Genomic DNA, 21,555 nt, shown 5'->3' on the forward strand with positions numbered 1-21,555 from the left:
GCTTTGCTCTAGGCCGCCTTCCGGCCGCCGAACAGTTGGTCCTGCGCGGCGAGCAGGGCGCCGCCGACGATCAGCAGGCAGGCGAGACCGAGCGCCAGGGTCGGCTCGGCAAAGCCGACCAGCACCAGGAGCAGCGTCGACAGGATCGGCGTGGCATAGGAGGCGACGCCGAGCAGGCGGATGTCGCCATGCTTGACGCCGTGGTCCCAGGTGTAGAAGGCCGCGCCGACCGGCCCGAGGCCGAGCCCGAGGATCGCCAGCCATTCGGTGAGGCGGGCCGGCCGGATCGTCTGCTCGAACAGGAGATGGCACGCCACGGCCAGCAGGGCGGTCACGATGCAGAAGCCGACCACCGCATCCGTCGGCACACCCTTGAAACGGCGCGACAGCACCGAATAGCCCGACCAGATGAAGGCGCAGGCCAGCGCCAGCAGATAGCCCGGCAGGTTCTGCGCCTCCAGGGCGACGCCGCGCCCGAGCGCCAGCGTCACCACGCCGGCAAAGCCGAGCAGGGCGCCCGCCACGTGGAACCAGCGCAGCCGCTCGCCCGGCAGCAGTGCCGAGAACAGCACGATCAGCAGCGGCCAGAGATAGGCGACCAGGCTGGCCTCGGCCGGCGGCGCCTGCTTCAGCGCCGCGAAATAGACGGCGTGGTAGCCGAACAGGCCGCCGACGCCGAGCAGCCACACCGGCCAGGGCTGGCGCAGCGCCCGCACCGCTCCGGGCCGGAACAGCCAGGAGACCACGCCGATCGCCGCTCCCACGGTGAACGTCATCGCCAGGAGTTGGAACGGCGGCACGGTGCCGGACGCGGCGGTGAGCAGGGCGAGCACGGCCCAGAAGGCGATGGCGACGAGGCCGATCAGGGTGGCGGCGATGCGCGAGTACATGGAGGGCGACCGGAGAGGCGGGGAGCCTGACCTATGGCTGAAGCCCGGGCGCTTGGCCAGTCCCGTCGGCATGCAGGCAGGCCGTGCCTTTGCCCGCGAGATCGGCTATGGATGGAGAAACCAGCCGCCCTTTTCACGCCCGAGTGATGGCCGACGCGATCCTGACGCCCGACGACATGGTGACGGAACCCAAGCCGAAGCGCCGCGGCGGCGGCCGCCTCTGGCGCAGGGTCCTGCTTGGCCTGGTGCTGGTCGGCCTGACGCCCTTTGTCCTGACCTTGGTCTATGCGGTGGTGCCGCCGATCTCGCTGCCGATGATCGGTCGCGCCGTGACCTTGCAGGATGTCGACCGGCGCTGGATGCCGATCGACCGGATCTCGCCGGCGCTGCCGCTCGCGGTGCTGTCGTCGGAGGATGCGCGCTTCTGCATGCACAACGGGGTCGATTTCGACGCGATCGAGCTGGTGCTGCAGCAGGGGGGCGACAAGGGCCCGTCGCGCGGGGCCTCGACCATCGCCATGCAGGTGGCCAAGAATCTCTACCTCTGGTACCTGCCGACGCTGGTGCGCAAGGGGGCCGAGATTCCCCTGGCGCTGTGGATCGATCTCGTCTGGTCGAAGCAGCGCGTCATCGAGGTCTATCTCAACATCGCCGAATGGGGCGACGGCATCTATGGGGCCGAGGCCGCGGCGCAGACCTACTTCAGCAAGCCCGCCGCGGCGCTGACCAAGCGCGAGGCGGCGCTGCTGGCGGTGGCGCTGCCCAATCCGATCAAGCGCGACGCCGGCGATCCCTCCCGGCGTCTGCGCAATCTCGCCGGCCTGATCGCCAGCCGGGCCCGGGCCTCGGGCGAGATTCTCGACTGCGTCAAATAGGCGGCGCGGCGGAATCGCAAATCCTGCCGGGAACCCCTTTCTTCCCCGACGCTCTTCCTGTATAGGCTGCCGCCTTATTCGAATGACCCGAGCGGTTTGCCGTCGACCTGCGGCCCGCGCGCCACTTGAGAAGATCACGTCATGGCTGTTCCGAAGCGAAAAACCTCCCGCATGAAGCGCGGCTTCCGCCGCTCGGCCGATGCGCTCAAGGCCCCGACCTATGTCGAGGACAAGGACTCGGGCGAACTGCGCCGTCCGCATCATGTCGACCTCAAGAGCGGCATGTATCGCGGCCGCCAGATCCTGACGGCGAAGAGCGAAGCCTGATCGGGCGCGCTGCTCGGTTCGCAGGGGGGGCCGGCTCGACGCCGGCCTTTTTTGCGTGTCCAACCACGGGCCGCGCCATAATGTCGCCCATCTTGGAGAGGCTGCAACCTCGCCAGGTCATGTTGCGTCAGCGGGATCTGTGTGTTAGTGAGCCCCGAGATTTCGGAGGGGGGCGTGCTCCGGCTTCGGATCCGTTGAGAATCCAACATATTCGTCAAAGACTTAAGCGCTGATTCCGCCGGTCCCTCCGGGGGAGCGGGGCGGGTCCAGCAGGAAGGCTGTCCGTGGCAGGCGAAGAACCCATCATATCCGGCATGGCGGGACGCTATGCGTCCGCGCTCTTTGATCTCGCCCAGGAGACCAACGCCGTCGATGCAGTGGGCGCCGATCTTGCCCGTTTCGACGCCCTGGTCGCCGAAAGCGCCGACCTCGAGCGGCTGGTGCGCAGCCCGGTGTTCTCCTCCGAGGAGCAGACCAAGGCCGTGTCCGCCGTGCTTGAGCGTGCCGGCATCGGCGGCCTAGCCGCCAACTTCGTCAGGCTCGTCGCCCAGAACCGCCGCCTCTTCGCCGTGCGCGACATGTCGAAGGCCTATCGGGCGCTCGTCGCCAGGTCGCGCGGCGAGACCACGGCCGAGGTCGTGGTGGCGCAGCCTCTCTCCGATGCTCATCTCGCGACCCTCAAGGACGCGCTTCGCGGCGCGACCGGCAAGGATGTCGCACTCGACGTCAAGGTCGATCCGGGCCTGATCGGCGGGCTGACCGTGAAGGTCGGCAGCCGCATGATCGACGCCTCGCTGAAGACCAAACTCCAATCGATCAAGATCGCCATGAAAGAGGTCGGCTGATGGATATCCGCGCCGCTGAAATTTCCGCCATCCTGAAGGAGCAGATCAAGAACTTCGGCCAGGAAGCCGAAGTCTCCGAAGTCGGTCAGGTCCTTTCCGTCGGTGACGGCATTGCGCGTATCTACGGCCTCGACAACGTCCAGATGGGCGAGATGGTCGAATTCCCGGGCGGTACGCGCGGCATGGCCCTCAACCTCGAGAGCGACAATGTCGGCGTCGTGATCTTCGGCTCCGACCGTGAGATCAAGGAAGGCGACGTCGTCAAGCGCACCGGCGCCATCGTCGACGTGCCGGTCGGCAAGGGCCTGCTCGGCCGCGTTGTCGACGCCCTCGGCAATCCGATCGACGGCAAGGGCCCGATCCAGGCCGACAAGCGCGCCCGCGTCGACGTCAAGGCCCCCGGCATCATTCCGCGCAAGTCGGTGCACGAGCCGATGGCGACCGGCCTCAAGGCCATCGACGCCCTGATCCCGATCGGCCGCGGCCAGCGCGAGCTGATCATCGGCGACCGCCAGACCGGCAAGACCGCCGTGGCGCTCGACACCATCCTCAACCAGAAGCCGCTGAACCAGGGCGACGACGAGAGCCAGAAGCTCTACTGCGTCTACGTCGCCATCGGCCAGAAGCGCTCCACCGTCGCCCAGTTCGTCAAGGTTCTGGAGGAGAACGGCGCGCTCGACTACTCCATCATCGTCGCCGCCACCGCCTCGGACGCCGCGCCGATGCAGTACCTGGCACCCTTCGCCGGCTGCGCCATGGGCGAGTATTTCCGCGACAACGGCATGCATGCCGTGATCATCTATGACGACCTGTCCAAGCAGGCCGTCGCCTACCGCCAGATGTCGCTGCTGCTGCGTCGTCCGCCGGGCCGCGAAGCCTATCCGGGCGACGTGTTCTACCTGCATTCCCGCCTGCTCGAGCGCGCGGCCAAGATGGGCAAGGACGCCGGCCTCGGCTCGCTGACCGCCCTGCCGGTGATCGAGACCCAGGCCAACGACGTGTCGGCCTACATCCCGACCAACGTGATCTCGATCACCGACGGCCAGATCTTCCTCGAGACCGACCTGTTCTACCAGGGCATCCGCCCGGCGGTGAACGTCGGCCTCTCGGTGTCGCGCGTCGGCTCCTCGGCCCAGACCAAGGCGATGAAGAAGGTCGCCGGCAAGATCAAGGGCGAGCTGGCCCAGTACCGCGAGATGGCGGCCTTCGCCCAGTTCGGGTCCGATCTCGACGCCACCACCCAGCGCCTCCTCAACCGCGGCGCCCGCCTGACCGAGCTCCTGAAGCAGGGCCAGTTCTCGCCGCTGAAGATGGAAGAGCAGGTTGTGGTGATCTATGCCGGCGTCAACGGCTATCTCGACCCGCTGCCGGTCAGCAAGGTGAAGGAGTTCGAGGCCGGCCTGCTGGCCAAGCTCCGCGGCGAGGGCACGATCCTGGAGGCCATCCGCTCGTCGAAGGATCTCTCCGACGATGTCGCGGCCAAGCTCAAGGCGCAGGTCGAATCCTTCGCCAAGACCTTCGCCTGATCCTGCCTGGACCTGAAAGGCGGGGACGATGGCGTCGCTGAAAGACCTACGCAACCGCATCGCCTCCGTGAAGGCGACGCAGAAGATCACCAAGGCCATGCAGATGGTCGCGGCGGCCAAGCTCCGCCGCGCCCAGATGGCGGCCGAAGCCGCGCGTCCCTATGCCGAGCGCATGGACGCGGTGCTGGCCAATCTCGCCGGCGGCGTCTCGGATATCCGCCAGGCGCCGCGGCTGCTGTCCGGCACGGGCAGCGACCAGGTCCACCTGCTGATCGTCTGCACGGCCGAGCGCGGCCTGTGCGGCGCCTTCAATTCCTCGATCGCCCGTCTGGCGCGCGACAAGGCCACGTCGCTGCTGGCGCAGGGCAAGACCGTCAAGATCCTCTGCGTCGGCAAGAAGGGCGCGGATGTTCTCAAGCGTCAGTTCGAGAGGCACATCATCGACGTGATCGAGTTCCGCTCGGTGCGCCAGATCGGCTTCGATCAGGCCGAATCGGTCGGCGAGAAGGTGCTGGAGCTCTACGAGCAGGGCGGCTTCGACGTCGCCACCCTGTTCTACTCGAAGTTCAGGTCGGTGATCGCCCAGATCCCGACGGCCCAGCAGATCATCCCCGCCGAGGTGCCGGCCGCCAAGCCGGGCGAGGCGAGGACCGCCTATGACTACGAGCCCGACGAGGGCGCGATCCTGGCCGATCTGCTGCCGCGCAACGTCACCATCCAGATCCTGCGGGCTCTGCTGGAGAACGGCGCGTCGGAGCAGGGCGCGCGCATGTCCGCCATGGACAATGCCACGCGCAATGCCGGCGAGATGATCAAGAAGCAGACGATCACCTACAACCGTACCCGCCAGGCTATGATCACGAAGGAACTGATCGAGATCATCTCGGGCGCGGAAGCGCTCTGACAGCCAAGCGAGTCCAGGGAGAACCGTCATGGCCTACACCACCAGCGCGACGACCAAGGGCGGCCGCGAGGGGCGTGCGATCCTCGAGAACGCCGGCCTGTCCCTCGCCATGGCCTTCCCCAAGGAGCTGGGCGGCGCGGGCGACGGCCACAATCCCGAGCAGCTGTTCGCCCTCGGCTATTCCGCCTGCTACGGCCAGGCCATCCTGGCCCTCGGCAAGAAGCATGGCCTGGACGGCTCGGCCGCCAAGGTGACCGTGGCGGTCAAGCTGGAGAAGGACGAGGTCAGCTTCGCGCTCTCCGTCGACATCAAGGTGTCGATCCCCGGCGCGGACAAGGACAAGGTCCAGGCGCTGGCCGACGATGCGCATACGATCTGCCCCTATTCGCGGGCGACCCGCGGCAACGTGCCCGTCACGATCACCGCCGTCTGACCCGACCCAAGTTTGAAGGAGACACCCATGGCCAATCCGACCGGTCGCATTGCCCAGGTCATCGGCGCCGTCGTCGACGTGCAGTTCGACGGGCATCTGCCTGAAATCCTCAATGCTCTGGAGACCAGCAACAACGGGCAGCGCCTCGTGCTCGAAGTGGCGCAGCATCTGGGCGAATCGACCGTCCGCTGCATCGCCATGGACACGACCGAAGGCCTGGTCCGCGGCCAGTCCGTGGGCGACACCGGCCTGCCGATCCAGGTGCCGGTGGGCAACGCCACGCTCGGCCGCATCATGAACGTCGTCGGCGAGCCGATCGACGAGGCCGGTCCGGTGACGGGCGAGGCGCTGCGTCCGATCCACGCTCCGGCGCCCAGCTATGCCGAGCAGTCGACGGAAGCGCAGATCCTGGTCACCGGCATCAAGGTGGTCGATCTGCTCGCCCCTTACGCCAAGGGCGGCAAGATCGGCCTGTTCGGCGGCGCCGGCGTCGGCAAGACCGTGCTGATCCAGGAGCTGATCAACAACATCGCCAAGACCCATGGCGGCTTCTCGGTGTTCGCCGGCGTCGGCGAGCGTACCCGCGAGGGCAACGACCTCTATCACGAGTTCATCGACGCCGGCGTCAACGCCGATCCGCACAATCCCGACCCGAAGATCCAGTCGAAGTGCGCCCTGGTGTTCGGCCAGATGAACGAGCCGCCGGGCGCCCGTGCCCGCGTCGCGCTCACCGGCCTCACCGTCGCCGAGCATTTCCGCGACCAGGGCCAGGACGTGCTGTTCTTCGTCGACAACATCTTCCGCTTCACCCAGGCGGGCTCGGAAGTGTCGGCTCTGCTTGGCCGCATCCCTTCGGCGGTGGGCTATCAGCCGACGCTCGCCACCGACATGGGCGCCCTGCAGGAGCGTATCACCACCACCACCAAGGGGTCGATCACCTCGGTGCAGGCGATCTACGTGCCGGCCGACGACCTGACCGACCCGGCGCCGGCCACCTCCTTCGCCCATCTCGACGCCACCACGGTGCTGTCGCGTTCGATCGCCGAGAAGGGCATCTACCCGGCGGTCGACCCGCTCGACTCCACCTCGCGCATGCTGACCGCCGCCGTCGTCGGCGAGGAGCACTACAACACCGCCCGTGCGGTGCAGCAGGTGCTCCAGCGCTACAAGGCGCTGCAGGACATTATCGCGATCCTGGGCATGGACGAGCTCTCGGAAGAGGACAAGCTCACCGTCGCCCGCGCCCGCAAGATCGAGCGCTTCCTGTCGCAGCCCTTCGACGTCGCCCAGACCTTCACCGGCTCGCCGGGCGTGCAGGTCAAGATCGAGGACACGGTCAAGGGCTTCAAGGGCATCGTCGAGGGCAAGTACGACTACCTGCCGGAGGCGGCCTTCTACATGGTCGGCACCATCGAGCAGGCCGTCGAGAAGGGCAGGAAGCTCGCTGCGGAAGCTGCGTGACGAGCTGATCCGGCCGGAGTGTTCCGGCCGGGACCATGAGGATGTGCGGGATGGCCGGACGGCGCCCTCGGGCGCCGTCGCGCAATCCGGCCTGGAAGGAATTCGCTGATGGCAACGTTCCAGTTCGAACTCGTCACGCCGGAGAGGCTTTTGTTCTCCGGTCCGGTCGAGGGCGTCGTCATTCCGGGTACGGAAGGCGATTTCGAGGTGCTGGCGCATCATGCGCCGGTCATGTCCACCATCCGGCCGGGCCTGATCGCCGTGCGCGAGACCGCTTCGGGCGTCGCCCGCCGCCTGTTCGTCCGCGGCGGCTTCGCCGAGGTGAACCCGGAAGGCCTGACCATTCTCGCCGAGCATGCGGTCCCGGTGGAGGAGCTTTCCGCCGAGAAGCTCGCCAGCGAGATCTCGATGGCGGAAGAGGACGTGGCCGACGCGAGCTCCGATGCCGCCAAGTCCAAGGCCCTGACCAAGCTCGGCCAGCTCCGCGACGTGCAGCGCGCCATCACCCACTGAGGGCCCGGCAATCGCGGGCGTCGAAGGCATGGCCGCCCTCCAGGGCGGCCTTCTCTTTTGGCGCACCCGGCCTGAACCGCCTCGGGGCGGAGATGCCGCCGCGGTCGTCGGCCTGGCACGGCCGGAACCCCGAGGCGAGGGGATGCACGAGGCTCGGAGTGCCCGCGGTTTCGCGATAGCATCCCGAACCGCAGGTCCGGCGCGTGCCGCGCCCTCCTTATCCGCGCGGCACGCTTCGGGCGCGAGCCGGCAGGGAGCCCGAAATGCGTCTACAGAACTGCCACAACTTCCATGATTTCCGCCGCCTGGCCAGGCAGCGCCTGCCGAGACCGATCTTCAACTATATCGACGGCGCGGCCGACGACGAGGTGACCTATCGCCGGAACACCGCGGCGTTCGAGACGTGCGACCTGCTGCCGAGCGTGCTGCGCGGGGTGAGCGAGGTCGACATGTCGGTGACGGTGATGGGCCAGAAGCTGGCCATGCCCGTCTACTGCTCGCCGACCGCCTTGCAGCGGCTCTTCCATCACCAGGGCGAACGCGCCGTGGCCGCGGCGGCCGGCAAGTTCGGCACCATGTTCGGCGTGTCCTCGCTCGGGACGGTCAGCCTCGAGGAAGCCCGCCGGATCAGCGGCGGCCCGCAGGTCTACCAGTTCTATTTCCATCGGGATCGGGGCCTCAACCGCGAGATGATGGCGCGCGCCAAGCAGGCGGGCGTCGAGGTGATGATGCTGACGGTGGACAGCATCACCGGCGGCAACCGCGAGCGCGACAAGCGCACGGGCTTCGTCATCCCCTTCAGGCTGAACCTCGCCGGCATCGCGCAGTTCGCCGTCAAGCCGGCCTGGGCGATCAACTACCTCATGCACGAGAAGTTCAGGTTGCCGCAGCTCGACAGCCACGTCGACATGGGCGGCGGCACCATGTCGATCAGCCGCTACTTCACCGAGATGCTCGATCCGGCGATGGGCTGGGACGACGTGGCCGAGATGGTGCAGCACTGGGGCGGCCATTTCTGCCTCAAGGGCATCATGACGGTGGAGGACGCCCGGCGCGCCGTGGACATCGGCTGCACGGGCATCGTGCTGTCCAACCATGGCGGGCGCCAGCTCGACGGCTCGCGCAGCGGCTTCGACCAGCTGGCCGAGATCGTCGATGCCGTCGGCGACAGGATCGACGTCATGATGGACGGCGGCGTGCAGCGCGGCACCCATGTGCTGAAGGCGCTGGCGCTGGGAGCGAAGGCGGTGGGCGTCGGCCGCTACTACCTCTTCCCGCTCGCCGCCGCCGGCCAGGCCGGCGTGGAGCGCGCGCTGGAGCAGATGCGCGCCGAGATCGAGCGCGGCATGAAGCTGATGGGCTGCACGTCCGTCGACCAGCTGTCGCGGCAAGGCCTGCGGTTTCGGTCCTGAGCGGCTTCTCGTGGTTCTCGCCGCGATCGAGGCGGCCGGCTTCATGGTCGGTCCCCGATGCAAGAAGCCCCGCAGGGTTCTGCGGGGCTTCCTCGTGCGTCGAGTTGCTGTCCGGGCGCGACGATGGCTCGACGCTCGAACCGGGAGGTCAGCGGCAGATGCGCACGCGCTCGTAGTGGTAGTAGCCGTAGCCGTCGTAGACGCGCTGCTTGCGCCAGAAGCAGGTCGGCTCGTAGTAGACCGGCTCGTAGCCGTAGCCGCGGCCGTAGGAGCTGGCGACGAGGCCGCCGAGGAGCAGGCCGCCGACGGCGCCGGCGGCGAAGGCGGCGTTGCGGCCGTTGCGGGCTTCGGCGGCGCCGGTGGTGGCGAGGGTGGCTCCGGCCAGGGTGGTCGCGACGAGGCCGGCGGAAATGAGCTTGCGGAACATGGTGGTCGTCCTCTGGTCTGATCGCCGCGCCCTTGCGCCGGCTTGATGAGGCGACTTTAGCGGCCCCTCCCATCCCCGCCGTGCGCATTGGCACAGGGGAAACGCCGCGGGAATCGGCCCAGCGAGGCCCTGGCGGGTCGGGCGGTGGCCGTGGTAGGGTGAGGGACCTCGGAAGAGGGCCAAGAGGGACCTTGCAGGACTTCGCTGAAGCCGGAATGCCCAGACCGCCGGCATTGGGCGGGACGCAGCCGGATTTTCAGAAGCTCCGGGCCAGGCTCGAAGCCTGTGACCTCGACAAGCCCGGCGACGCCGCTCCCTTTACCGCGCGGCTGGCTGCCGGGTGCGGCTGGAGCCGGGACAAGGCCCGGCGGGTGACGTTCGAATATCGGCGCTTCGTGGCCATAGCCCTCTGCAGCGGCTACGGCGCCTGTCCCTCGCGTGCGGTGGACGAGGCCTGGCACCTGCATCTGCTCGATACGAAGCGCTACTGGGGCGAATTCTGCCGGGAGGTGCTGCAGCGGGACTTTCACCACGAGCCCAGCCGCGGCGGCATCGAGGAGGATCTGCGCCTTGCGCAGCTCTACCGGCAGACGCTCGCCGACTATCGGCGCCTCTTCGGCGAAGAGCCGCCGACCGAAATCTGGCCGGATCCCGATGCGGCTGCCGCCGGCGGGTTCTCCCGGGCCGGCGGGAGCGGGCTCCTGGCGCGCCTGCAGGGTCTGCTCGGATCCCTTTCCCCGATGGCGCTCCTGCTGGCCGTGCCCGGATGTGCCGCCCTCTACAACTCGCCGAGCCCGGGCGCCCTCCAGGGGCCGGCCTTCCTGCTGCTCTATGCCGTCGTTCTCGGTCTTGCCGCGACCGGCTGCGTCGCGGTGCAGAACGGGCATCGGCTGGTGCTCGTGCCGGGTTGGCCTGCGCGCGCCGCGACGCCGCCCCGGTTCGGCCGGTGGGGGAGCGGCGCGCAGCTCGGCGTCTATCACCTCGCCTATCTGACCGGCGGCGGGCAGAGAGTGTTCGAAACCGCGATGGCCCGCCTCTACGCCGGCGGCGAAGTCGTGCTGCAATCGCGTCGCCCGGTACTGGTACGGAGAGCCTCATCGCTGGCTGAACCGCCCGAGCAACTGATCGCCGACAGGCTCGGACAGGCGGAGGTGACGCTCGCGGCCGACGCCGTCGACCCGGTCTTGGCCAGGATCGAGCGGGATCTGACCGAGGCCCGCCTGCTGCGCCGGCCTCGCGAGCTCGACATGGTGCGCTGGATGCCGTTCCTGGCGATCGGGCCGCTGCTCGCCCTGGGTCTCGTGCGATTGGGCTTCGGCATGGCGTATCATCGCCCCGTCCCGATGCTGATCATGGCCCTGGCGCTGACGGGGATCGTCCTGGCCCTGCTTCGACGCCGTGTGGTTCCGCCTCTCCCCGCCGCTCTCCGGTTCGAGCGGTCGGTGCGGGCCGAATTGGGGAGGCAGGGACGGCCCTCGGTCACAAGTCCGGAGCTCTCCGTCTGGGTCGCCGTGTTCGGCACATCGGCACTGGCCGAAATCGGCCTCCTGGACTTTGCCGCCTTTCTCGACGGCCTCGCGCCGCAAACGGCCGGCGGCAAATCCAGGTCGTCCTGCGGTGGCGGTGGCTGCAGCGGTGACGGTGCCGGTGGTTGCGGCGGCGGTGCGGGCTGCGGCGGCTGACGCCGCCTGGAGAGGTGGTGCCGCGCAGGGGCCGAACGTCCTCAATACATCGCGTCGGGCATCGAGCTCTTCTTGCGCTCGATGAAGTCGCGCAGCGCCTCGTCCACGGCCGGATCGATCGCGGGCGCCTCGTATTCGGCCAGCATCTTCTTCCAGATGCGGTTGGCGCGCTGCGGGGCGTCCTGCTTGCCTTCGGCTTCCCACTGCTCGACCGAATTGTTGTCGGCGACGCTGGAGCGGTAGAAGGCGGTCTCGAAATTGGCCTGGGTGTGGGCACAGCCGAGGAAATGGCCGCCGGGCTCGACCTGATGGAAGGCCTCCATCGCCTGGCCGTTCTCGGACATGTCGACCCCCTTGGCCAGCACGTGCATGGCGCCGAGCTGGTCGAAGTCCATGATGAACTTCTCGTAGCTGGCGGAGAGGCCGCCTTCCAGCCAGCCGGCCGAATGCAGCACGAAGTTGGTGCCGGCGTGCAGGGTCGGGACCAGGGTCTGCGCGCTCTCATAGGCGGCCTGGGCGTCGGGGATCTTGGAGGCGCAGAGCGAGCCGCCGGTGCGGAACGGCATCTTCATGCGCCGCGCCAGCTGTGCCGCGCCGTAGATGGCGAGGGCGGCCTCGGGCGTGCCGAAGGTCGGTGCGCCCGACTGCATCGACAGGGTGGAGACGAAGGTGCCGAAGATCGCCGGCGCTCCGGGGCGCACCAGCTGGAGGAAGGAGACGCCGGCCAGCACCTCGGCCAGCACCTGGGTCAGCGTCCCCGCCACCGTCACCGGGCTCATCGCGCCCGACAGGATGAACGGGGTGATGATGCAGGCCTGGTTGTTCTGGGCGTAGACGTCGGCCGCGCCGAGCATGGTGTTGTCCCACACCATCGGCGAGTTGGCGTTGATCAGGCTGGTGACGACGGTGTTCTGCTGGATGAAGTCGGCGCCGAACAGGATCTCGGACATCTTCACCGTATCGAGCGCCCGGTCGGGGTGGGTGACCGAGCCCATGAACGGCTTGTCGGACAGCCGCATATGGGCATAGACCATCTCCAGATGGCGCTTGTTCACCGGCAGGTCGACCGGCTCGCACACCGTGCCGCCCGAGTGGTGCACATAGGGCGACATGTAGGCGAGCTTCACGAAGTTGCGGAAGTCCTCGATCGTGCCGTAGCGCCGCCCCTTGTCGAGGTCGTGCACGAAGGGCGAGCCGTAGTTCGGCGCGAACACCGTCGCCTTGCCGCCGATCTGCACGCTGCGCTCGGGGTTGCGGGCGACCTGGGTGTACTGGGACGGGACGGTCGAGATCAGCTGGCGGGCGAGGCCGCGGGGAAAGCGCACCCGCTCTCCCTTGATGTCGGCTCCGGCGCCCCTGAGCAGCTCCAGCGCCCGCGGATAGTCGCGGAACTCGATGCCGATCTCCTGCAGCAGCGTCTCGGCATTGTGCTCGATGATCTGCATCGCCTCTTCCGAGAGCACCTCGGTCAGCGGCAGGTTGCGGGTGATGAAAGGCACGGCGACGCCGCTGCGCTGGGCTCGCGCCGCCCGCCTGGCGTCGCGTCCGCGCCGCGCCCCCTGGACCTCATGGGCTTCCGCTGCGTGCGACATGGCCGTTCTCCCTCGGGCTCGAGTCCGGCATGAGCCCATCGGGAAAACACATAGGCGAGGCCACGCTCCGGTCACGGCCCAAGCCCGCCGCGCTTTTGCCTCGCCGCGACAGGGGCGGCGCGGGAAGGACAGCGTCTTGCACCCCGGGGCCCCTCGCGCCATCGCCCGGTACGAATCTGCACGCCTCGTTAACGCCGGGTTCACGCTGTCGGGACAATTCTCGCGATGCTGGGGTGCTGACGGAACCGATCGGAGAATTCCAGTGTCCAGACATATCGTCACAGCGGCCGTCCTCGCCCTCGGCGTCGCCGGCGCGCTCCTGCCGGCGGCCGGCCCGGCCGCGGCAGCCGAGGGGAGGAATGCAGCCTTCGCCGGCGGCCTCGCCGTCGGCGCGGTGGGCGGCGTCCTGCTCGGCCAGGCCCTGGCCCCCGCACCGCAGCCGGTCTATGTCCGGCAGGCGCCGGTCTATGTCGCGCCTCCGCCGGCGCCGGTCGCCGTCGATCCCTACTACGACCAGATGAGCCGGCTGCGCGCGGCGTGCGACATCGGCAACCGCGCGGCCTGCGTGCGCTTCGGCATCATCATCGGCGAGCACCAGGAGCGGGCGACGCAATGGCGGCGCGAGCATCCCGACTTCTTCTTCTGGGAGCACGGCTGACCGCCTGGCGTTGCGCGGGACGGCTGCGGCCGCCCCGCACCGGCGCGCTCGTGCCCCATTGACGCCCCCCGCGCCAGCGTCCATCTCATAGGGCACCCGACCTTCCCGGACGCAGCCGATGATCCCGTCCTATTCCCGCTATGGCCTCTCCTCCCGGCGGACCACCGTGCCGGTGCAGGTGGGCGAAGGCCCCGGCGCCGTCACCGTCGGCGGCGGGCAGCCGGTCGTCGTGCAGTCGATGACCAACACCGACACGGCCGACGCCGACGCGACGGTGAAGCAGGTCGCGGCCCTGGCGCGCGCCGGCTCGGAGCTGGTGCGCATCACCGTCGACCGCGACGAGGCCGCCGCCGCGGTGCCGCGTATCAAGGAGCGCCTGCTGCGCATCGGCGTGACCGTGCCGCTGGTCGGCGACTTCCACTATATCGGCCACAAGCTGCTCGCCGACCATCCGGCCTGCGCCGAGGCGCTCGACAAGTACCGCATCAACCCCGGCAATGTCGGCTTCCGCGAGAAGAAGGACCGGCAGTTCGGCGCGATCATCGAGACGGCGATGCGCCACCGCAAGCCGGTGCGCATCGGCGCCAACTGGGGCTCGCTCGACCAGGAGCTGCTCACGCACCTGATGGACGAGAACGCCCGCAGCGCCGCGCCGGTCGATGCGCGCACCGTCACCTGGGAGGCACTGGTGCAGTCGGCTCTGCTCTCGGCCGACCGGGCGGTGGAGATGGGCATGCCCAAGTCCGCCATCATCCTGTCGGCCAAGGTCTCGGCGGTGCAGGATCTGCTGGCCGTCTATGGCGAATTGTCGGCGCGGGCCGACTATGCCCTGCATCTCGGCCTGACCGAGGCGGGCATGGGCTCCAAGGGCATCGTCGCCTCGGCCGCGGCGCTGGCGCCGCTGCTGCAGGCCGGCATCGGCGACACCATCCGCGTCTCGCTCACGCCCGAGCCGAACGGCGACCGCACCACCGAGGTCAAGGTGGCGCAGGAGATCCTGCAGGTGATGGGCATCCGCACCTTCGTGCCGCTCGTGGCCGCCTGCCCGGGGTGCGGACGCACCACCTCCACCGTGTTCCAGGAACTGGCCCAGGACATCCAGGGCTTCATCGTCGACAGCATGCCGGAGTGGAAGACGCGCTATCCCGGCGTCGAGGCGCTGAAGGTCGCGGTGATGGGCTGCATCGTCAACGGCCCCGGCGAGTCCAAGCACGCCGACATCGGCATCTCGCTGCCCGGCACCGGCGAATCGCCGACCGCGCCGGTCTTCGTCGATGGCCAGAAGGTGGCGACCCTGCGCGGGCCGACCCTGACCACCGATTTCAAGCAGATGGTCATCGACTATATCGACCGGCGCTTCGGCGTCGGCGCCCGCTCCGCGGCGGAGTGACGCCAGCGGGTACGGTCGAGCGAGATGTGCCGATCGGCCGGAAGCGCCGCTCGCGGCGCGGCGGCCGTCTCCCTGTGCGCCTCATCCCTGGGCGGCGCGCTGCGCTTCGAGATAGACGCCGTAGAGCCAGGCCGAGCCGATCGCCAGCGCGGTGACGATCACGAAGATCAGCGCCACCACCAGCGCGACCTTGACCACCGAGCGCGCCGGCACGCCGGGCCTGGCCAGCGGCAGCAGGTTGTTGACGAGGCCGGCCAGCACCACCAGGCCGCAGCCGATCGAGAACAGCCGCAGGCTGAGCGGCTGGAAGATCAGCGCCAGCGCCAGCAGGCCGAGGCCGATGATGGCATGCTCGAGCCGGGCCGCCGCCTTGGCGGACATGCCGCCGGCGACCCGGCGGGGGGCGGTTGCCGCGGTCTGCTGGCTTGGCGCCTGGCTCATGTTCGCACCGCCTTCCCGGCTTCGTCGAAGAGATGGGTCTGCCGCGGGTCGCAGCGCAGATGCAGCGCCTCGCCGACGCGGATGCGCCGCTCGCGCGGCACGACGATGCGCAGATCCTGACCGGCGGAGCCGCGGGCATGGATCAGCGTCTCCGCGCCCATCGGCTCGATCAGCTCGGCCTTGGCGGCGAAGGTGTCGGGCGCCGCGGCGTCGACCGGGCTCAGCGCCCGCGGCCTGACGCCGATGGTGGCCCGCGACGGCTTCAGCCGGGCGGCCGCCGGATCGACTTCGAGGCGGACAATGTCCCGGCCGAAGCCGATGACGGCGTGGCCGTCCTCGACGGCGCGCAGCTCGGTCTCGATCAGGTTCATCTGCGGCGTGCCGATGAAGCCGGCGACGAAGGTGTTGGCCGGCCGGGCGAACACCTCGTGCGGCGAGCCGATCTGCTCGATGATGCCCTCGCGCATGATCGCCACCCGGTCGGCCATGGTCAGGGCCTCGAGTTGGTCGTGGGTGACGATCACCGTCGCCTTGGACAGGCCCTGCAGCACCTCCTTGATCTGGCCGCGCATCGACTGGCGCAGCTCGACGTCGAGGCGCGACAGCGGCTCGTCGAACAGGAAGCAGTTGGGGTCGCGGATGATGGCGCGGGCCACGGCGACGCGCTGCTTCTCGCCCTCCGAGATCTGGCCGGGCAGGCGGTCGAGCACGTCGGAGAGATGGAGGATGGCGGCGACCCGGTCGACCCGCCGTTTCATCTCCGCCGCCGGCAACCGTTCATAGTGCAGCGGGAAGGCGAGGTTCTGGCCGACGGTCAGGGCCGGATAGAGGGCGTAGAACTGGAAGACCATGGCGATGTCGCGCTTTTCCGGCGGCAGCGCGTTCATGGTCCGGCCGGCGATGACCACGTCGCCGGAGGTCAGGGCCTCGAGCCCGGCGATCATGCGCAGCGTCGTGGTCTTGCCGCAGCCGGACGGGCCGAGCAGGCACACCACCTCGCCGGCGGCGACGTCGAGGTCGACGTCGCGCACCGCCATGAAGCTGCCGAAGCGCTTGGTGATCCGCTTGAGTTGGATGGTCGACATGCGGGATTCCAGGCTCAGCGCTTGATGGTGCCGAAGGTCACGCCGCGCAGCAGGTGGTTCTGCAGGGCGAAGGTGACGACGATGACCGGGATGAGGAACAGCGTCTCGATCGCCGCCAGCAGGCCCCAGCGCACGCCGATGTCGCCGCCGATGGTCTGGGCCATGGCGACCGGCACGGTGCGCGTCTCCACGCCGGAGAGCAGCAGCGAGAACAGGAACTCGTTCCAGGTCAGGATCAGGCCGAACACGGCGGTGGCGGCCAGGCCCGCGATCACCTGCGGCAGGCAGATCTTGAAGAACACCCTCGTGTCGGACGAGCCGTCCAGCCGGGCCGCGTCCTCGACGTCGAGTGAGAGCTCGTCGAAGAAGCTCTTCATCATCCAGATCGTGAACGGCAGGTTGAACACGGTGTAGAGCAGGATGATGCCCAGATAGGTGCCGGCCAGGCCCGTGACGCGGAACATCACGAAGATCGGGATGATGACCACGATCGCCGGCAGCATGCGCGTGGTCAGGATCATGAACAGGTAGGTGTCGTTGCCCTTCAGCGGGTAGCGCGAGAAGCCGAAGGCGGCGAGCGTGCCGATGATCAGCGCGGCGATGACGCTGGTGCCGGCGATGAAGATCGAGTTGAAGAAGTAGAGCTTGTAGCCGGTGTCCTGCGCCACGCTGCCGACGGTGTAGGCCCGGCTGAACACCTCGACGAAATTGTCCAGCGTCGGGGTGAAGAAGAACTTGGCCGGCACCGCCAGCGCATCGGCGTTGGTCTTGAAGGCGGTGAGGATGATCCACAGCACCGGGAAGAAGTAGATCAGGCTGACGATCGCGGCGAGCGCGGTGCGGCCCCAGCCGGCCTCGCCGACGCCGGAGGCGCGGCGCAGGCCCAGCCGTTCGAGCAGGGGGATGGCGGCGGGCTGGCTCATCGTCAGGCCTCCTGCGCGCGGCGGTTGGCGAAGTAGAGATAGAGGTTGGTCAGCACGATCACCGTGAACAGCAGGATGTAGGCAAGCGCGGTGGATTCGGAGGTGCGGATGAACTGGAAGGCGACGCGGTAGACGTAGATGGCGATCGTCTCCGTGCCCTGGCCGCCGTCGGTGAGCAGGAAGGGCACGTCGAACAGCTTGAAGGCCTCGATGGTGCGGAACAGCAGCGCCAGCATCAGGAGGCCGCGGATATAGGGGAAGGTGATCGACCAGAAGCGCCGCCAGCCCGACACCCGGTCGATGGCGGCGGCCTCGTAGAGATATTTCGGCACGCTGACCAGGCCCGCCAGCACCAGCAGCATGACGAAGGGCGCCCACATCCAGGCGTCGGCGAAGACGATGCCGGCCATGGCGCCGGCGGTCGAGGAGATCAGGATGTAGGGCTCGCCGGTGAACAGGCGCACGAACTGGCTGAGCAGGCCGAAGGTCGGCTCGTAGTAGTAGCGGAAGAAGGCGCCGACCGCGACGAAGGACAGCATCATCGGCGTCAGCACCAGGATGAGCAGGTAGCGGCGCAGCGGGAACTGCTTGGAGAACAGCATGGCCAGCAGGAAGCCGACGATCATCTGCACCGAGACGGTGAGGATCACCAGGATGGCGGTGGTGTGCAGGCGCTCCCAGACCACGGGATCGGTGATGACCTTCTCGTAATTGGCGAGGCCGACGAAGCGCGGCGCCGCCTGCCGGTTGGCGCGGTAGGCGAAGAAGCTGAGGCCGAAGGACCAGAGCAGCGGGAAGATGTTCATGATGAACAGGAGGGCGATCGCCGGCGCGACCAGGAGGCCGCCGCGATAGCGCCCCCAGGCATTGACCACGGCCGTCAGCCCGACCAGGGCCGCGGCGGCACCGCACAGCCAGAAGGAGACTTCGGGCGGCAGCAGCGGGATCGCCAGGGCGAACACCAGGACGGCTGCGGCGAGGGCGAGGCGCCAATTGCCCCAGCGCAGCTGCAGGAAGGGCGAGCCGGCGGCGGCTGGCGGCAAGGTCTGGATGGTCATCCGATCGGTGCTCTTGGTGGGCGATGGTCCCCGGCGCCGGCCCGGGCGTGCGACGCGCCTGCCGCCTCCGCGCAGCGCGGGATGCCGGCGGCCGTGCTCCGGGCCGTGACGGCAAAGGCGGCGCCGGACGCGGGGCCCGGCGCCGCGAGGTGAGGACCGTTCAGTCCTCGATGCGGCCTGCCTCCTTCAGGAGCTTCTCCTGGAAGGCCGCGATATTGTCGAGCGTGGTCTTGGCGTCCTGCTTGCCGGTGATGGCCGCGTCATACTGCTCCTGCTGCTGCACCAGGAGCTCGTAGAATTCGGGGATGTGCCAGAGGTCCTTCTGCCAGTCGAGGCTGAGGACATAGGCCCGGTTCCAGGGACGATAGTCGTTGTATTTCGCGTCGGTATAGACCGACTTCATGGCGCTCTGCCCGCCGCCGGCGGCAAAGGCGTTCTGCGTCTCCTTCGACAGCCACCATTTGACGAAGTCGAGCGCTTCCTTCGACTGGAGATCGCTGTTCCATGTCATCAGCACGAAGGGCTGGCCGCCGATGTTGGACCAGCGCACCAGCTTGCCGTCGGGACCCTTGATGCCGGGCTGCTGGGCGAAGGCGACCTTGTCCGACACCTTGGAGGTGGCCGGGTTGAGCGAGCTCTCGGCGAAGCCGACCCAGTTCAGGTTGATCGCGACCTTGCCTTCGCGGAAGAGCTCGTCGGTCTTGAAGATGTCGAGCCCGCCGGTCTTCACCACGGGCGGCATGTATTTCAGGAAGGAGAGGTAGTGGTCGAAGGCCTTCACCGCCTCCGGCGAGTTGACCACGCCCTCGGCATGTCCCTTCGGCGCCTTGGTCTCGTCCCAGATGTCGGCGCCGTGCTGCCAGAGGAACACGTCGACCTGGCTGGTGGAGAAGTCGTAGCCCTTGCCCGACTGGTATTCCACCCCGTAGAAATCATCGTCCAGCGGCTTGCCGGCCAGCATGTCGCCCTTCTTGCGCTGGAAGAACTCGCCGATCTTGCCGAACGTGTCCCAGCTGATGGCGTCCATCTCCTCGGGCGTGCAGGGGAGCTTCTCGTTGTACTTGGCCTGGAATGCCTTCTGCTCGGTCTCGTCGCAGAGCACGTCCTTGCGGTAGTAGGAGATGATCACGTCCGGCATCTGCGGGAAGCCGTAGAGATTGTCGGACTTGTAGGGATAGGTCGAGTAGGCGGCCTTCACGGCCGGGTGCAGTTCCTGGAACACGGCCTGCAGGCCGGGGTCGGCGTCGACGAACTTGTTGATCTTCAGGTAGTAGCCGCCCTCGATGAAGGCGCCGAGCCATTGGCTGTCCGACACCGCCATATTGTACTTCTTCTCGCCCGAGGTGAGCGAGGCATTGAGGCGGGTGTAGTAGTCCGGCCAGGGGATGAAGTCGAGTTCGAGCTTCACCGTGTTGCCCGACGGCGGCTTGTACTGCTTGTCGAACAGGTCCTTCATGATGCGCGTCGGCGGCCAGTCCGGCACGGCCATGCGCAACGTCACCTCCTCGGCGAAAGCCGGAAGAGGGCTAGCGGCCATCGTCGTCGCAACCGCGGTGGCGCCTGCGAGCGCCAGCCATGTCCTGCGGCAGATCATATCGTGTTTCCTCCAGACGTTTCTTGTTCTGGTCTCTCCGTCACGCCGGCGCCGGCTCGCGCAGGGCGAGGCCGGTGCTGGCGCGGAAGACGTGGATTCGCGAGGGGTCGAGGGTGAGCGGCACGGCGTCGCCGGGCTTCATGCCCACGGCCCGGGCTTCGGGCAGGACGACGCGCAGGCTCTGTCCGGCGACGTCGAACGACACCACGGTGATGTCGCCGAGCGGCTCGACCAGATGGACGCTGGCAGCGAGCGCCGTTTCGTCCGGCGCGGCGAGGCGGATGTCGCTCGGCCGGATGCCGAGCACCGTCTTCTCGCCGGCCTCGGCGGCACGGTCGACGAGCGGCAGGGCGCCGAAAGGCGTGTCGAGGCCGCGTCCGTCACGCCGCACCACCGCGTCGACGAAGTTGATGGTGGGCGAGCCGATCTTGCCCGCGACATAGAGATCGCGCGGCGCATCGTAGAGGTCGTCCGGCGTGCCGCGCTGCACCACCGCGCCCTCGCGCATCACGGCGATCTCGTCGCCCATGGAGAGGGCTTCCAGCTCGTCGGGCGTGGCATAGACGATCGTCATGCCGAACTGGGCATGCAGGCGCTTCAGCTCGGCCCGCATGTCGTGGCGCAGCTTGGCGTCGAGATTGGTCAGCGGCTCGTCGAGCAGCAGGATCTTGGGCCGCCGGATCAGCGAGCGCCCGAGCGCCACGCGCTGCTGCTCGCCGCCCGACAGGGTGCCCGGCTTGCGGTCGAGCCGGTGCGACAGGCGCAGCATGGCCGCGGTCTCGGTGACGCGCCGGTCGATCTCGGCGGCGGCGGTCCTCGCCTCGCGCAAGGGATAGGCGAAGTTCTCGCGCACGGTCAGGTGCGGATAGAGCGCGAAGGATTGGAACACCATCGACACGCCGCGCGAGGCGATCGGCGCCCGGGTCATGTCGCTGCCGAACAGGGAGAGCCGGCCGGAATCGGGCGTCACCAGGCCGGCGATGGTACGAAGCGCCGTGGTCTTGCCGACCGAGCTCGGCCCGAACAGCACGAAGAACCGGCCTTCCGCCACGCCGAAGCTCAGCCGGTCGAGCGCACGGACCCGGCCATAGGCCTTGGAAACACTCTCGAGCTGCAGGGCGGTCCGCGTCATGGGCGCCGGCCCCGGCCGGAGGAAGGCAGGGCAGGATGCCGCCGCGATCCCGGCTGCGTCCTTCCTGCGGTCATGGCCCGGCTCGTTCCGGCGCCACGGCGGTTCCGCGCTGCCGCATCATCGTCCCGGCACCAGTGGCAATGCGGCACGCGTCCCTCCCCGGGATGATGTCCGCTCTTGTGGCGGATCAATCTGGTCGCAATTCAGTTCATCTGGTCATACCAGATATGAGGCTGTCGGCAAGCGCAGATCCAGGATGCGGTGCAAAAAACGATGGTGCACTGCAGATTATATACGTAAAAATACCTATTACGGAGAAGGGGGCAGACATTTGCCTCCTCTGTGCTAAATCTGGCCCTACCAAAATGGCCAACCAAACAAAGCGCC

At 68.3% G+C, this 21,555-nt stretch carries 21 protein-coding genes; 12 read left to right on the forward strand and 9 right to left on the reverse strand.

Annotation, left to right across the window (positions count from 1 at the left end):
- Positions 1-8: 8 nt before the first annotated feature.
- Positions 9-890 carry an aromatic amino acid exporter YddG gene (yddG, locus tag AC27L4_RS16065; RefSeq protein WP_487143237.1) on the reverse strand — a complete coding sequence of 294 codons (882 nt, stop codon included), beginning with the start codon at positions 888-890 and terminating at the stop codon, positions 9-11.
- Positions 891-1,036: 146 nt separating this feature from the next.
- On the opposite strand from yddG, the gene mtgA reads away from it, so the two are divergent.
- The 9 genes from mtgA (at position 1,037) to AC27L4_RS16110 (ending at position 9,186) form a co-directional block, all read left to right on the forward strand.
- Positions 1,037-1,765, forward strand: a complete 729-nt coding sequence (gene mtgA, locus AC27L4_RS16070; protein WP_487143238.1) for a monofunctional biosynthetic peptidoglycan transglycosylase — start codon at positions 1,037-1,039, stop codon at positions 1,763-1,765.
- Between the two features lie 141 nt (positions 1,766-1,906).
- Entirely contained in the window at positions 1,907-2,092 is a 186-nt protein-coding gene (gene rpmF, locus AC27L4_RS16075) for a 50S ribosomal protein L32 (protein WP_487143239.1), read from the forward strand.
- Positions 2,093-2,376: 284 nt separating this feature from the next.
- Complete coding sequence (locus tag AC27L4_RS16080) at positions 2,377-2,937, forward strand: F0F1 ATP synthase subunit delta (protein ID WP_487143240.1); 561 nt, start codon at positions 2,377-2,379, stop codon at positions 2,935-2,937.
- A complete protein-coding gene (atpA, locus tag AC27L4_RS16085; RefSeq protein WP_487143241.1) occupies positions 2,937-4,463 on the forward strand; it encodes a F0F1 ATP synthase subunit alpha in 1,527 nt (508 codons plus the stop codon). Before AC27L4_RS16080 ends, atpA begins: the two co-directional genes overlap by 1 nt.
- Before the next feature lie 28 nt (positions 4,464-4,491).
- Positions 4,492-5,367, forward strand: a complete 876-nt coding sequence (locus AC27L4_RS16090; RefSeq protein WP_487143242.1) for a F0F1 ATP synthase subunit gamma — start codon at positions 4,492-4,494, stop codon at positions 5,365-5,367.
- Positions 5,368-5,395: 28 nt separating this feature from the next.
- Entirely contained in the window at positions 5,396-5,800 is a 405-nt protein-coding gene (locus AC27L4_RS16095; protein WP_487143243.1) for an organic hydroperoxide resistance protein, read from the forward strand.
- A 27-nt stretch (positions 5,801-5,827) separates the two neighbouring features.
- A complete protein-coding gene (gene atpD / locus AC27L4_RS16100; protein ID WP_487143244.1) occupies positions 5,828-7,261 on the forward strand; it encodes a F0F1 ATP synthase subunit beta in 1,434 nt (477 codons plus the stop codon).
- Between the two features lie 108 nt (positions 7,262-7,369).
- Positions 7,370-7,774 carry a F0F1 ATP synthase subunit epsilon gene (locus AC27L4_RS16105; RefSeq protein WP_487143245.1) on the forward strand — a complete coding sequence of 135 codons (405 nt, stop codon included), beginning with the start codon at positions 7,370-7,372 and terminating at the stop codon, positions 7,772-7,774.
- A 263-nt stretch (positions 7,775-8,037) separates the two neighbouring features.
- A complete protein-coding gene (locus AC27L4_RS16110; protein ID WP_487143246.1) occupies positions 8,038-9,186 on the forward strand; it encodes an alpha-hydroxy acid oxidase in 1,149 nt (382 codons plus the stop codon).
- Between the two features lie 148 nt (positions 9,187-9,334).
- Here the strand turns inward: AC27L4_RS16110 and AC27L4_RS16115 are convergent, their stop codons facing one another.
- Complete coding sequence (locus AC27L4_RS16115) at positions 9,335-9,613, reverse strand: hypothetical protein (RefSeq protein ID WP_487143247.1); 279 nt, start codon at positions 9,611-9,613, stop codon at positions 9,335-9,337.
- 191 nt (positions 9,614-9,804) lie between these two features.
- On the opposite strand from AC27L4_RS16115, the gene AC27L4_RS16120 reads away from it, so the two are divergent.
- Entirely contained in the window at positions 9,805-11,295 is a 1,491-nt protein-coding gene (locus tag AC27L4_RS16120; RefSeq protein ID WP_487143248.1) for a TIGR04222 domain-containing membrane protein, read from the forward strand.
- A gap of 41 nt (positions 11,296-11,336) precedes the next feature.
- Here AC27L4_RS16120 and AC27L4_RS16125 read toward each other — a convergent pair whose 3' ends face one another.
- Positions 11,337-12,887, reverse strand: a complete 1,551-nt coding sequence (locus AC27L4_RS16125; protein WP_487143249.1) for a trimethylamine methyltransferase family protein — start codon at positions 12,885-12,887, stop codon at positions 11,337-11,339.
- A 262-nt stretch (positions 12,888-13,149) separates the two neighbouring features.
- Here AC27L4_RS16125 and AC27L4_RS16130 point away from each other — a divergent pair, with 262 nt between their 5' ends.
- The gene (locus tag AC27L4_RS16130; RefSeq protein WP_487143250.1) at positions 13,150-13,545 is read left to right on the forward strand and encodes a hypothetical protein; all 396 of its coding nucleotides are present in this window, start codon (positions 13,150-13,152) and stop codon (positions 13,543-13,545) included.
- Between the two features lie 118 nt (positions 13,546-13,663).
- Positions 13,664-14,935 (forward strand): flavodoxin-dependent (E)-4-hydroxy-3-methylbut-2-enyl-diphosphate synthase, encoded by a 1,272-nt coding sequence (gene ispG, locus AC27L4_RS16135; protein ID WP_487143251.1) that lies wholly within the window; start codon positions 13,664-13,666, stop codon positions 14,933-14,935.
- A gap of 81 nt (positions 14,936-15,016) precedes the next feature.
- On the opposite strand, the gene AC27L4_RS16140 is transcribed toward ispG, so the two are convergent.
- The 6 genes from AC27L4_RS16140 to AC27L4_RS16165 form a co-directional block, all read right to left on the reverse strand.
- A complete protein-coding gene (locus AC27L4_RS16140) occupies positions 15,017-15,376 on the reverse strand; it encodes a hypothetical protein (protein ID WP_487143252.1) in 360 nt (119 codons plus the stop codon).
- Complete coding sequence (locus AC27L4_RS16145; protein WP_487143253.1) at positions 15,373-16,461, reverse strand: ABC transporter ATP-binding protein; 1,089 nt, start codon at positions 16,459-16,461, stop codon at positions 15,373-15,375. The genes AC27L4_RS16140 and AC27L4_RS16145 overlap by 4 nt, the downstream gene beginning before the upstream one ends.
- A 14-nt stretch (positions 16,462-16,475) precedes the next feature.
- Entirely contained in the window at positions 16,476-17,384 is a 909-nt protein-coding gene (locus AC27L4_RS16150; RefSeq protein ID WP_487143254.1) for a carbohydrate ABC transporter permease, read from the reverse strand.
- A gap of 2 nt (positions 17,385-17,386) precedes the next feature.
- Positions 17,387-18,442 (reverse strand): carbohydrate ABC transporter permease, encoded by a 1,056-nt coding sequence (locus tag AC27L4_RS16155; protein WP_487143255.1) that lies wholly within the window; start codon positions 18,440-18,442, stop codon positions 17,387-17,389.
- A 160-nt stretch (positions 18,443-18,602) separates the two neighbouring features.
- Positions 18,603-20,036, reverse strand: coding sequence for an extracellular solute-binding protein (locus tag AC27L4_RS16160; RefSeq protein ID WP_487143256.1), 1,434 nt, complete (start codon positions 20,034-20,036; stop codon positions 18,603-18,605).
- A gap of 40 nt (positions 20,037-20,076) precedes the next feature.
- Positions 20,077-21,168 carry an ABC transporter ATP-binding protein gene (locus AC27L4_RS16165; RefSeq protein ID WP_487143257.1) on the reverse strand — a complete coding sequence of 364 codons (1,092 nt, stop codon included), beginning with the start codon at positions 21,166-21,168 and terminating at the stop codon, positions 20,077-20,079.
- Between the last annotated feature and the right edge of the window lie 387 nt (positions 21,169-21,555).

This window comes from Labrys sp. Lb11, assembly GCF_057554225.1.